Origin of the sequence: Ereboglobus sp. PH5-10 (assembly GCF_029504735.1) — a bacterium.
Taxonomy (GTDB): domain Bacteria; phylum Verrucomicrobiota; class Verrucomicrobiia; order Opitutales; family Opitutaceae; genus Ereboglobus.
Window position 1 is genome coordinate 68,907 of sequence record NZ_JAQFIP010000005.1, and the last position, 11,521, is coordinate 80,427.

The window sequence follows — 11,521 nt, forward strand, 5'->3', positions numbered from 1 at the left end:
AGTTTGATGGGGAATGGTAACGATGTCACAACACCACCCGCAAGCCATCGTGCGCGGGGGCGACGTTTTTCGGCAACTGCGATATCAGCTCCTCGTGACCGACCAGATGCGTAAGATGCGTCAGGTAGGTTTGCGGCGCGCCGATTTGCCGCGCCACGGCGACGGCCTCGGCGGTCGTCATGTGCGAGGGATGCGGACACGGACGCAACCCGTCCAGCACCACCACGCCGGCGCCGCGCGCCAGTTCAATCGCCGCCGCCGGCACCTCCTTGCAATCCGTGTAATAAACAAACTTCCGTCCGCTGCTGCGCTCCGTAAAAACCAGGCCGAGCGTGTTCAGCGCGCCATGGGGCAGCGGCACGCTTTCGATCACTCCTTGAGGCAATTCCATCCTCGCGGGCATTTCCCTTAAATCGAAGGCGGCATAACCAACGGCGGCGGGACGGTCGCCGATCGCATAGGGGAAAATGCTGCGTATCCGCGCCATCCCGTCCTCGCGCGTCGTGTAAACCGGCAGCGCCGTGCCGCCGCGCAAATCACAAAACCTCCGCAAATCATCCATGCCGGCGATGTGGTCGGCGTGGCCGTGCGTAAGGATGAAAAAATCCATCCGGTTGATATTTTCCCTCAGGCACTGCACGCGAAATTCCGGCGACGCGTCCACCTGCACATGCAGCCCGTCCATGACCACATGAATGCTTGAGCGCGCGCGCCGGTCTCGCGGATCGTCCGACGCGCAAACCTTGCAATCGCACGCGATCATCGGAACCCCCTGCGAGGTGCCTGTGCCTAGAAAAATGACTTCCATTCGCTCAACGCAGTTCGCCAACCCGAAAACAGTCAAGCCTCCGCGCGGCGCCCTGCCCCAAAAAGAATCACGTCACTTTATATTTCAGCAACAGCGTGTCGGACGAAAGCCGCTCGCAATCCAGCAAGGCCAGCTTCACATCCACCGCCTGCGTTGTCAGAGGCACGCCCGCGCCAAAAATTCGCGGCTCCACGGTCAGCCAAACTTCGTCGACCACGCCCGCGGCCAAAAACGCGCCGTAGATTTGTCCGCCTCCGAGCAGCGCGCATCGCGTCTTTCCCCGCGCTTTCAGCCCCGCGATGATTTTTTCCGGCGACTCGCGGGAAAACTCCAGCACGCCTGAAACGCTCTCCCGCGGGTCTGTCGCGCCCGACCGCCGGGTCATGATTATTTGCAGGCGGCCGTCGTCCTTGCGCCCGCGTATTGCCTTTTCGGACACACGAAAGGTCTCCCCGCCCATCACGCTGCAATCAAACCCGCGCAACACCTCGCGAAAATACCGCCGATCCGCCGACGAGGCAAACGTCGCCCCTTTCACATCATGAAAAGTGATGCGCCCGTCCAGCGACTGCGCCGCGATTAAAATGACCCTCAAAGACATGCCCGCAACGCTGCCGCCTCGCGCGCTTTTGCACAAGCGCGCGTTTTCGGAGCCCGCTTTTCGCCGCCAAAAACACTTTTACCTCCCCTCTTGTTTTCCACCGCGTTTTTTCCCAACATGTGCGCAATCATGTTTCAACCGACCAAACTCATCCGCGCCGGACTCCTGCTCGCGGCCGCCATTTTTGCGATCAATTTCGCGCCCGCGCAAAGCCTCAACGTCGAAGTCGCCAACATGCGCCAGGAACTCATCCGCCTCCGCGAGCAGGTCGGCGAACTCCAGCTCGAAGTCGAGTCGCTCCGGCGCGAAGTCAGCGAAACGCGCGCCTCGGCCGCCGCCGGCAAACAAAGCTACGCCACCGTCAACCAGCTCCACGACGCCATCGCCGAGATCAACCGCCTTATCAAGGACTCCGGCGTCGCGACCAAGGCCGACACACTCCGCACCGTCAGCTCGCAAATGGACAAGCTCGTTAAGCAAACCAACGACGCGCTCAACACCATGGCCAAAAACATCAACAGCGGGCGGCGCGGCGGCAACACCGCATCCGCCACCGTGCCCACCTTCTCCGACAACTATCCCAAGGACGGCATCAGCTACACCGTCCAGCCCGGCGACAACCTGAGCGTCATCGCAAGAAAAACCGGCGCCAAGACCGGCGACATCATCAACGCAAACCGCATCGCCGACCCCACCAAACTCATGCCCGGCCAGAAGCTTTTCATTCCCGGCGCCAAGGAACCCGCCCCGCCCTCCCCCGTCGCCCCCGCGGCCAACTAAAACACATTTCGCAACCCAACTCACTTTAACATGGCAGCATCAAAATCACGTTTAGGCCGCGGACTCGGCGGACTCATTGCCAAGGCCGCCCCGAAAAATCCGCCCGCCACAACCGCGGCCGCAAAAACCTCCGCGCCGGCAACCGCCGCGCCCGCCGCGCAACACCAAGGCATTCCCGGCTTCATCGAAATCGCCGTCAGCAGCGTCGTCCCCAGCCCCACGCAAGCCCGCCAGGACATCACGCCAAACGAATTGCAGGAACTCGCCGACAGCATCCGCGCCGAGGGGCTCCTCCAGCCAATCGTCGTGCGCAAGCAAGGCGACAAATACCAGCTCATCGCCGGCGAGCGCCGCTGGCGCGCGTTCCAGGTTCTCAAGCTCAAAACCATTCCCGCGCGACTCACCACCGCGAGCGACACCTCCGCCGCCGTCCTCGGCCTCATCGAAAACCTCCAGCGCGAGGGCCTCAACCCGATCGACGAGGCGCAAGGTTACGCCAGCCTCATTCGCGACTTCAAACTCACCGCGGAAATCGTGGCCGACCGCGTCGGCAAAAAACGCCCCACAATCGCAAACGCGCTCCGGCTCCTCCAACTCGACGCCGAGCTGCAGGGCTATGTCGCCACCAACCGCCTCAGCGTCGGACACGCCAAGGTGCTGCTCGGCGTTGACGACGCCGCGCAACGCTCCCTGCTCGCCCGCCGCGTCATCGCGGAGGCGCTCAACGTCCGCGACACCGAGCTGCTCGTCCAAAAACACAAGCACGCCGCCGCCGCGACCGGCAAGGGCTCGGCCGCCGCCAAAAACAAAACCGCGCCCGCCGACGCCGCCACCGTCGCCACCATCGAGCGCAAGCTCACCTCGCATTTCGGCTCGCGCGTCGCCGTCCACCACACAGCCAAAAAAGGAAAAATCGTGATCGAATACGCCGGCAACAGCGACCTCCAGCGCATCCTCGAAAAACTCGGCGTGGAAGCCTGAAAATTAAGAATTAAGATTTGTGAATTAAGAAATTCAAACCCACGCATTCCGACACGCTCCACAGCTGCGGCGCGCAATGACGCACCCTGATCTCACTTCTTAATTCCTAACTCTTAATTTTTAATTTTATTCCATGCCTGACGCGCCCGACACACTTCTCGAAGCCACGCAGGCATACGGCGCCAAGGTGTTCAAACTGCGCCTGCCCTTTGTCGGCGAACTGCGCAAGTATTCGCTCGCCAAGTTCAAGCGCGACCTGATCGCGGGCGCCACGCTCACGCTTGTTTCAATCCCGCAGGCAATCGGTTTCGCGCTCATACTCGGACTGCCGCCCGGCCCCGTCATCACCTCCGTTGTCATCGGCGGTTTCGTCGGCTCGCTTTTTTTCACGTCACGCTACCACGTTTTCGGCCCCACGAGTTCGATCAGCCTTATCACCGCCGCGACCATCACGACCGTCATCGCCGCGAATCCGGGGCTGGAACTTTCCGCCATCCAGCTCGCCGTGCTGATGGCGTTCATGATCGGTGTGATTCAGTTTCTTGCGGGGCTGTTCCAGTTTGGCGAGGTCACTCGATTCATTTCGCTCGCCGTCGTCGTCGCCTATGGCACCGGCATCGGCCTGCTCCTCATGTCGAGCCAGCTGCATCATCTCTTCGGACTTCCCTCGGCGCGGGGCGGCACCTTCGGCGCCAACATTTGGGGCGTGGCCAAGGGCATCGCCCAAGGGCATGCGTCTTGGATTCCGCTCGCCGTGGGACTCGCCACATGGCTCGTCTTTGAAATCCTGAGCCGATTGAAACCCAAATGGCCCGAGGCGCTGTTTGGCCTCGTGATAATGGGCTTCGCCGGCTGGATATTCTCGCGCGCCATGAGCATCGTGCCCTTCGCCCTCATCAGCGGCGAGGGCGCGCTCGCCGCGCAACTCCCCGCCTTTGCCGGGCTGCATATTTCCGCGGCGGAGGTTTCCGTCATGCCATCGCTCTTCGGCACCTGCGTCGCCATCGCGATCCTCGGCATGCTCGAGGCCACGTCGATCACCAAGAACCTCGCGGCCAAAAGCGGCCAGTCCGTCGAGCCGCGACAGGAACTCGCCGGCATGGGCGCGGCCAACATCGCCTGCGCGCTCTTCAGCGGGGTGCCGGGCTCGTCGTCGTTCGCCCGATCCGCAACCAACTACCAGAGCGGCGCGGCCACGCAGCTGGCCTCCATGTTCAGCAGCGTCATTGTGATCGTCATCGTGCTCTTCATCACGCCCGCGTTCGGATACATCCCCGTCGCCGCGCTTGCCGCGCACCTCATTCGCGTCGGCCTCAAAATGATCAATCCCTCGCAAATCCGCATTGCGTTTCGCTCCACCCGCGCCGACGCGATCGTGTTCGCGCTCACGCTCCTTTCCTGCCTCTTCCTCCAACTCGACACGGCAATCTACATCGGCATCGGCGTTTCGCTCGCGCTCTTCCTTCGCAAGGCCAGCGCCCCCTCGCTCGTCGAATACACCTTCACCGAGGAGGGCGCGCTCACCCAGCTCGAGGAGGGCGAAAAACGGCGCAACGACGCCATCTCCATCGTGCACGTCGAGGGCGAGCTCTTCTTCGGCGCCGCCGACCTCTTTCAGGAGCAAGTGCGCCTCATGTCCGCCGACAGCAACATCCGCGTCGTCATCCTGCGCATGAAAAACGCGCGCCACCTCGACGCCACCTCGGTCATGTCGCTCCTCCAGCTCCACGAGTATCTGCAAAAAACGCACCGCCACCTCATCGTCAGCGGCATCAACCCCGACGTGGAGGACGTCCTGGTTTCGAGCGGCGCAATCAAGGAAATCGGCCGTGAAAACGTCTTTCCCGCCGAGGCCAACCTCACCGCCAGCACCAAGAAGGCGCTTCTGCGCGCCTCGCACCTCCTGCAAACCACCTCCCCCGACCTGCGTCTCTTCTACGACAAGCGCCGCGAGCAACTCAAGGCCGCCGGCACGCCCAACGCCCCCGCAAACGGCTCTTCGCCGACAAGCGATTATTCGATTTAAAATCGCCTCAGCGGTTGTTCCACGGCATCCGCGCGAGCAGAATGCCCATCCCGCACACGTCGGTGACTCCCGCAAAAATCAACCCCGCGCCAACAAACACCGGCAGCGCAAACCATGCCGGATTGACAAAATACCCTAGCACCGCGCCGATGAACACCATCGCGCCCGCGACAATCCGCGCCTGCCGCTCCAGCGAAATCGCCCTGCGCCCGCAAACGAGCGGCAATCCGGCCGACTCCCAAGCCGCCACGCCTCCGTCGAGGACGCAGGTCGCCTCGAATCCGTTCGCCGCCAGTTTTTCAGCCGCCTTCCGCGCCCGTCCCCCCGAGCGGCAAATCAACACGCACGTATCCTTGCCCTCGGCAAGTCTCGCGATGATTTCGGCATCCAGCGAGGAGAGCGGACTCAGGATTGAGCCCTCGATATGCGCCTCATCAAATTCAGCTGGCGTGCGCACATCGAGAAGAAGCGATGTTGTCAGTTGGACGTCATTCGGCGCGACGGCCCGCGTGCCGGATGTGCTTGACGCCGAATTGGCGAAGAAAGCTTTCATGGGCGGCAGGGTGAAATTTAGTTGCGAAGTGTTCAACCAAACCGATGCAAACAAATTATAAAAAACTCAAAGCGCCCACCAAATGACGATGTTTCGAAATCACATCACCCGTATCAAAATCATATACAACGCGGTGCCGGTGAATATGCTGATGAGCGGATTGCGTTTCCAGAAATGCAGCGCGGCGGTCACGACCACACCCACGACCACTGGGATCGCGCGCGCGATGTCATGCCATTCGACATCCTTCAGGCAATACGCGACGAGAATCACCATTGTCATCGGCGGAATGTAGCGTTGCAAATACGCGATTCCGGGAGAGGGCGGCCGGTTTCGGAAAAATAGAAACGGCACGAGCCGCGTGAAGAGCGTCACCCCGGCGGCCACAAAGGTCGCAATAATGACTTGGGTCATGTTCAGCATGGCTCAACCCGCTTTCTGAAAATCATGATGCCCGCAACCGCCAGCACGAACGCGAGGATAAGCATGTGCCGCGGCCCGGCGATGAGGATCGCGGCAACCGCGCACACGGCGGCGATTAGAAACGGCAGTTTGTTGGCGCAATGTTTCCATTGCTCGACGAGCAACACCGTGAACAACGAGGTGAGCGCAAAATCGACGCCCTCAAAATCAAACGGAATCGCCGCGCCGATGAAGTAGCCCGCCAGCCCGCCGAGAATCCAATAGAGCTGGTCGAGGAGCGTGATGTAGAAATACGTCTTTGGCCGGTCGAGCGACGCGGGCACGTTGACGGTGCTGAGCAATCCGAAAGTTTCGTCCGTGAGCCCGAAAATCAAGTAGGGCGTGTAGGGTTTGGCGCCCTTGAATTTTTCAAGCAGCGAAAACCCGTAAACCATGTGGCGCGAATTGATGAGAAACATGGCGATGGCGATATCGAGATAGCCGGCGCCGGCGGCGAACATGCCGGCGATGGCGTATTGCGCCGCGCCCGCGTAGATCAACACGCTTGTGAGCAGCACGACATACCACGGATACCCGCAATTGTGCACAATCAACCCGAACGCGCAGCCAATCGTGGAATAGCCGAGCAGGATCGGAATGGTGGTTTTTGCGGCAAAGGATTTTTCGGACATTGAGTGAAAACATCCATGTCCTCCAAATCGCGGCGAAAATTCAAACATCAAAATTATTCCGCATCAAAACTCGGAACCGCGAAGCCCGCATGCCGCGATTTTCGATTCTTCAAATATTGCACGTCGCGTTCGCCGTGATGCGCGTGAAAATTTACACATTTTTTCGGTTCGTGACATCCGCGAATGCAGTTTGCCGACGGGCTGAAAACTCCGCTTGTTTTCTTCAAACAAAAAAGCAACTTTTCATGCCGCTTCCCGTCTTGCCGCTATTCGCATTTTTCACACGCATGAATATGCGATCTCATTTTGCGTAATTTATTCCAATGTCCCTTAATCGTTATCTCACTCGTTACAAAGCAGTTATATTTAGCGTCGCGGTCGCCGTGATGTTTACCCTCGCCGGGTGCGGCGGGAAAACCAAACAGGAGGGGGCGACAAAATCGGGAGCCAAGGGAGGCGGCCAAACCCGGGTGCAACCCGTCGAGGTCGCAAAAATCCAACGGCGCGATCTTGTCGAAACGCTCAATCTCGTCGGCTCGCTCGCGGCCAATGAAACCGCGCAAATCCGCGCCGAGATCGCCGGCCAGATCCGCGAGGTGCTTTTCGACGAGGGCCAGTTTGTGAAACAGGGACAGTTGCTCGTGAGGGTGGACGACGCCGAACTGCGCGCCCAGCTCGCCCAGTCCGAGGCCAAGCGCGCCCTCGCCTCGCAAAACCTCAAGCGCATCCAGAGCCTCGTCGCCCAGCAACTCATCTCCGAGGCCGACGCCGACCAGGCCCGCTCCGACTTTGACGCCGCAACCGCCGAGGCCGAATACCTGCGCGTGCGCGTCAGCAAAATGGAAATCAAGGCGCCCTTCGACGGCATCGCCGGCGCGCGCACCGTTTCACCGGGCGATTACGTGACCGCGTCGGTCACCGCCACGGCAATCACCACAATCGACGACTTGAGCCGTCTGAAAATCGAGTTTCAAGTGCCCGAGCGCTACAGCTTGCGCGTAAAACCCGGCACTAAATTCCGCGTGCGCGCCCGCACGACCGAGGGCGAGGCGCAGGCGGATGGCGAGGTGTATTTCGCATCGGCCATCATCGACCGCACCACGCGCTCCACGCAGGTCAAGGGCTACCTCGACCAGATAATCGAGGGGCTCCGCCCGGGCATGTTCGTCAACATCGAGCTCGAGCTTTCCACGCACAAAAACGTGCTCGTCGTGCCCGAGGGCGCCATCCTCGTCACCGCCTCCACAGGCCCGCAAATCGTCGTCGTGCGCGAGCGCGGCGGGGAATACTTCGCCGACTTCGTGCCCGTCGAGATCGGCCTGCGCACCCGCGGCCTCGTTGAGATCAACATAATCAAGGAGGGCAACAACAAGGCGCCCGTCGATGAGAGCTCCCGCGTCGTCGCCTCGGGCGTGGGCGCGTTGATTCTTTATCAGGACGGCAGGCTCGATCCCCGTCCGCTGCGCAAGGAATTCACGCTCGGAGGGGACGAACTGTGATCATTTCCGACACATCCATCAAGCGCCCGGTCGTCAGCCTGGTCGCCTCAATTTTTGTCGTGCTGCTCGGCGTGCTCAGCTTCGTGAGCCTGCCCGTGCGCGAATACCCGATGACCGACACCGCCGTCATCTCGGTGCGCACAAGCTACCGCGGCGCGTCCGCCGAGGTCGTCGAGACCAAGATCACCGAGCCCATCGAAAAGGAGCTGGCGAGCATCGACGGCATCCGAAACATCCAGTCCACCTCGCAGGAGGAAAGCTCGCGAATCACCATCGAGTTCAACCTGGACCGCAACATCGACGAGGCCGCCAACGACGTGCGCGACCGCATGAGCCGCGCGCGCCGCCGCCTGCCCGACGACATCGACGAGCCGGTCATCACCAAGGCCGACCCCGACGCCACGCCCGTCATCACGCTCTCCTTCAACTCCGACCGCTATTCGCGCCTCGAGCTCGTCGAGCTCGTCGAGCAGCTCGCCATCCAGCGCATCCAGACCGTGCCCGGCGTCGGCTCCGTGACCGTGCGCGGCCCGCGTTTCGCGATGCGCATGTGGATTGATTCCGACCGGCTCGCCGCCTACGAGCTCACCGTCGCCGATGTGGAGGCGGCGCTGCGCGCGCAAAACGTCGAGGTGCCCAGCGGGCGCATCGAGTCGAGCGCGCGCGAGTTCCCCCTGCGCATGGAGGGGCGCATGCAGGAGGTCGTGGATTTTGAGAACCTCGTCCTCGTCACGCGCGGCGATTACCAGGTCAAGTTTTCCGACATCGGCCGCGTCGAGCTCGGCCCCGAGGACTACCGCTCCGAGACTTATTTCAAGGGGCACCTGACCGTGAGCGTCGCCGTCGTGCGCCAGCCCAACGCCAATCTGCTCGACGTCGTCAACGGCGTGAAGGCCGTGATCCCCGCCGTGCGCACCGACCTGCCGCCCGGCGTGAACGTGCAGGTGGCGTTCGACAACTCCACCTTCGTCGAGCGCTCCGTGAAGGAGGTTTACAAGACGATCCTAGAGGCCTCCGCGCTCGTCATCCTGATCATCTTCCTCTTCCTGCGAAACTGGCGCGCCACGCTCGTGCCGCTCGTCGCGATTCCCGTCTCGATCATCGGCACGTTCACCGTGATGTCCATCCTCGGCTTCTCGATCAACATCCTCACGCTGCTCGCGCTCGTGCTGGCGGTCGGCCTCGTGGTGGACGACGCCATCGTGGTGCTCGAAAATATTTACCGGCGCATGGAGCACGGGGAGAACGCGATCCACGCGGCGATTTTCGGCACGCGCCAGGTGGCGTTCGCCGTCATCGCCACCACGCTCACGCTCGCCGCGGTGTTCCTGCCCGTCGCGTTCCAGTCAGGCCAGACGGGGCGTTTGTTTTACGAGTTCGGCATCACGCTCGCCGTCGCCGTGCTCGTGTCGGCGTTCGTCGCGCTCACGCTCACGCCCATGCTTTGCTCGCGGGTGCTGCACCCCGTGAAAGTCGTCAACGGCGTCAAGAAACACGGCTGGCTCTACGACAAAACCGAGCCGTTCTTCGTCTGGTTCAACAAATGCTACGAACGGCTCCTGCGCGTTGCCACGAACAACAAGACGCTCGTGCTCCTCGCCGCGCTCGCCTTCTCCTGCGCGGGATTCTGGCTTTACACAAAACTCCAGCGCGAACTCACGCCCGCCGAGGATCGCGGCGTGTTCACCGCGCGGCTCATTTCCCCTGTCGGCTCCACCGCCGAATACCTGCGCCTCTACTCCTACGACATGGAGCAAATGGTCCTCAAGGTTCCCGAAATCGACCGCACCTATCACCGCACGGGCGACGGTGGACGCGCGTGGATCTACACCACGCTCGTGCCTTGGGAGGATCGCAAACGCAAGACGCAGGATGTCAGCGCCGACCTGCGCCGGCAGTTCGCCCGCGAAGTCACCGGCGGCCAGGCAATCGTCAGCGCCGTGCGCTCCTTTGGCGGCGGACGCGGCGCGGCGGGCGTGACCATGGTTCTGCTCGGAAGCGAATTCAACGAGCTGCAACGCCTCGGCGCGCTGTTCGTGAAGGACATGCTGGAAAGCGGGCATTTTGTGCAGCCGCGCGTGGACCCCTCGCCGACCAAACCCCAGCTTCAGTTGCGCATTGACCGCGCCAAGGCGGCCGACATGCGCGTGAAAGTGAGCGACATCGCGACGACGCTCGAATCGCTCCTCGGCAGCCGCCGCGTCACCGAGTTCCAGCGCGGCAACCAGCAGTATTACGTTGTCGTGCAAATCGAGGACGCCAAGCGCGCCACGCCCTCCGACCTCGCGCGCCTCTATGTGCGCTCGACCGAGGGCAACCTTGTCCAGTTGAGCAACCTTGTAAGCTGGACCGAGGACACCGTCGCGGAAAGCTACCGTCACTTCGACCGCATGCGCTCGGTGGTCATATCCTCGCAACTCTCCCCGGGCTTCACAATCGGCGACGCGGTTGATTACCTCAACGCAAGGGGCGTCGATCTCCTCACGCCCGGCTACACCATCGCGTGGGACGGCGAGACGCGCGAATACATTGAGAGCGGAAACGACACCTACATGCTCTTCGGCCTCGCGCTGCTGTTCACGTTCCTGATTCTCGCCGCGCAATTCGAGTCGTGGATCCACCCCATCACAATCTTCAGCGGTGTCGTGCTCGCCATCGCGGGCGGGCTGATGGTGCTCTGGTCAACGCGCTTCTGGTTCGCCACCCCGATGACGGACAACCTCTTCTCGCGCTTCGGCCTCATCATGTTGATCGGCCTCGTGGCGAAAAACGGCATTCTCATCGTCGAGTTCGCCAACCAGCTCCAAATCGAGGGCAAGGACGCGTTCACGGCGGCGTTCCAATCGGCCACGATCCGTTTTCGCCCGATTCTGATGACCTCGATCGCGACGATTCTCGGCGCGGTGCCGATCGCGTTTGCGACCGGCGCGGGCGCGGAGACGCGCAACCCGATGGGCATTGTGGTCGTGGGCGGGCTTACGCTTTCGACGGTGATCACGCTCTTTGTGATTCCCGTGCTCTACATTTTGCTGGATCGCATCTGCGTGAAAGTCACCGGCAAATCGAGCGCCTACGGCCTCAAACGCGCCGAGGAAATCGACCGCGAAACCCGGACGATAGGCTCCGGCGTCCACGAATTCGAGCACGCCGACAAACAGTAAACCCAAAAGCGAAAGCAT

General features: G+C 61.7%; 10 protein-coding genes. 5 read left to right on the forward strand and 5 right to left on the reverse strand.

Annotated features, from left to right (window positions below; translation table 11 throughout):
* Nucleotides 1–25 precede the first annotated feature (25 nt).
* Nucleotides 26–808, reverse strand: a complete 783-nt coding sequence (locus M2447_RS05715) for an MBL fold metallo-hydrolase (RefSeq protein ID WP_277557778.1) — start codon at nt 806–808, stop codon at nt 26–28.
* Between the two features lie 67 nt (nt 809–875).
* Nucleotides 876–1,409: a dihydrofolate reductase family protein gene (locus M2447_RS05720; protein WP_277508762.1), complete on the reverse strand. Its 534-nt coding sequence runs from the start codon at nt 1,407–1,409 to the stop codon at nt 876–878.
* A gap of 129 nt (nt 1,410–1,538) precedes the next feature.
* On the opposite strand from M2447_RS05720, the gene M2447_RS05725 reads away from it, so the two are divergent.
* The 3 genes from M2447_RS05725 to M2447_RS05735 all read left to right on the forward strand — a co-directional run bounded on the left by M2447_RS05725 (nt 1,539) and on the right by M2447_RS05735 (nt 5,196).
* Nucleotides 1,539–2,189 carry a LysM peptidoglycan-binding domain-containing protein gene (locus tag M2447_RS05725; protein WP_277508763.1) on the forward strand — a complete coding sequence of 217 codons (651 nt, stop codon included), beginning with the start codon at nt 1,539–1,541 and terminating at the stop codon, nt 2,187–2,189.
* A gap of 30 nt (nt 2,190–2,219) precedes the next feature.
* The gene (locus M2447_RS05730; RefSeq protein WP_277508765.1) at nt 2,220–3,170 is read left to right on the forward strand and encodes a ParB/RepB/Spo0J family partition protein; all 951 of its coding nucleotides are present in this window, start codon (nt 2,220–2,222) and stop codon (nt 3,168–3,170) included.
* Between the two features lie 133 nt (nt 3,171–3,303).
* On the forward strand, nt 3,304–5,196 hold the full coding sequence (locus tag M2447_RS05735) for a SulP family inorganic anion transporter (RefSeq protein WP_277557779.1): 1,893 nt from the start codon (nt 3,304–3,306) through the stop codon (nt 5,194–5,196).
* Between the two features lie 7 nt (nt 5,197–5,203).
* Here the strand turns inward: M2447_RS05735 and M2447_RS05740 are convergent, their stop codons facing one another.
* The 3 genes from M2447_RS05740 to M2447_RS05750 all read right to left on the reverse strand — a co-directional run bounded on the left by M2447_RS05740 (nt 5,204) and on the right by M2447_RS05750 (nt 6,843).
* Entirely contained in the window at nt 5,204–5,749 is a 546-nt protein-coding gene (locus M2447_RS05740; RefSeq protein ID WP_277557780.1) for a rhodanese-like domain-containing protein, read from the reverse strand.
* Nucleotides 5,750–5,848: 99 nt separating this feature from the next.
* A complete protein-coding gene (locus M2447_RS05745) occupies nt 5,849–6,163 on the reverse strand; it encodes an AzlD domain-containing protein (protein WP_277508769.1) in 315 nt (104 codons plus the stop codon).
* A 2-nt stretch (nt 6,164–6,165) separates the two neighbouring features.
* Nucleotides 6,166–6,843 (reverse strand): AzlC family ABC transporter permease, encoded by a 678-nt coding sequence (locus tag M2447_RS05750; RefSeq protein ID WP_277508771.1) that lies wholly within the window; start codon nt 6,841–6,843, stop codon nt 6,166–6,168.
* Between the two features lie 323 nt (nt 6,844–7,166).
* On the opposite strand from M2447_RS05750, the gene M2447_RS05755 reads away from it, so the two are divergent.
* Entirely contained in the window at nt 7,167–8,342 is a 1,176-nt protein-coding gene (locus tag M2447_RS05755) for an efflux RND transporter periplasmic adaptor subunit (protein WP_277557781.1), read from the forward strand.
* On the forward strand, nt 8,339–11,503 hold the full coding sequence (locus M2447_RS05760) for an efflux RND transporter permease subunit (protein WP_277557782.1): 3,165 nt from the start codon (nt 8,339–8,341) through the stop codon (nt 11,501–11,503). The genes M2447_RS05755 and M2447_RS05760 overlap by 4 nt, the downstream gene beginning before the upstream one ends.
* Nucleotides 11,504–11,521 lie beyond the last annotated feature (18 nt).

Excerpts from the sequence above, each read along its gene's own strand:
- M2447_RS05715 (WP_277557778.1), bottom strand. The coding sequence starts at position 808 with ATGGAAGTCATTTTTCTAGGCACAGGCACCTCGCAGGGGGTTCCGATG.
- M2447_RS05720 (WP_277508762.1), bottom strand. The coding sequence starts at position 1,409 with ATGTCTTTGAGGGTCATTTTAATCGCGGCGCAGTCGCTGGACGGGCGC.
- M2447_RS05725 (WP_277508763.1), top strand. The coding sequence starts at position 1,539 with ATGTTTCAACCGACCAAACTCATCCGCGCCGGACTCCTGCTCGCGGCC.
- M2447_RS05730 (WP_277508765.1), top strand. The coding sequence starts at position 2,220 with ATGGCAGCATCAAAATCACGTTTAGGCCGCGGACTCGGCGGACTCATT.
- M2447_RS05735 (WP_277557779.1), top strand. The coding sequence starts at position 3,304 with ATGCCTGACGCGCCCGACACACTTCTCGAAGCCACGCAGGCATACGGC.
- M2447_RS05740 (WP_277557780.1), bottom strand. The coding sequence starts at position 5,749 with ATGAAAGCTTTCTTCGCCAATTCGGCGTCAAGCACATCCGGCACGCGG.
- M2447_RS05745 (WP_277508769.1), bottom strand. The coding sequence starts at position 6,163 with ATGACCCAAGTCATTATTGCGACCTTTGTGGCCGCCGGGGTGACGCTC.
- M2447_RS05750 (WP_277508771.1), bottom strand. The coding sequence starts at position 6,843 with ATGTCCGAAAAATCCTTTGCCGCAAAAACCACCATTCCGATCCTGCTC.
- M2447_RS05755 (WP_277557781.1), top strand. The coding sequence starts at position 7,167 with ATGTCCCTTAATCGTTATCTCACTCGTTACAAAGCAGTTATATTTAGC.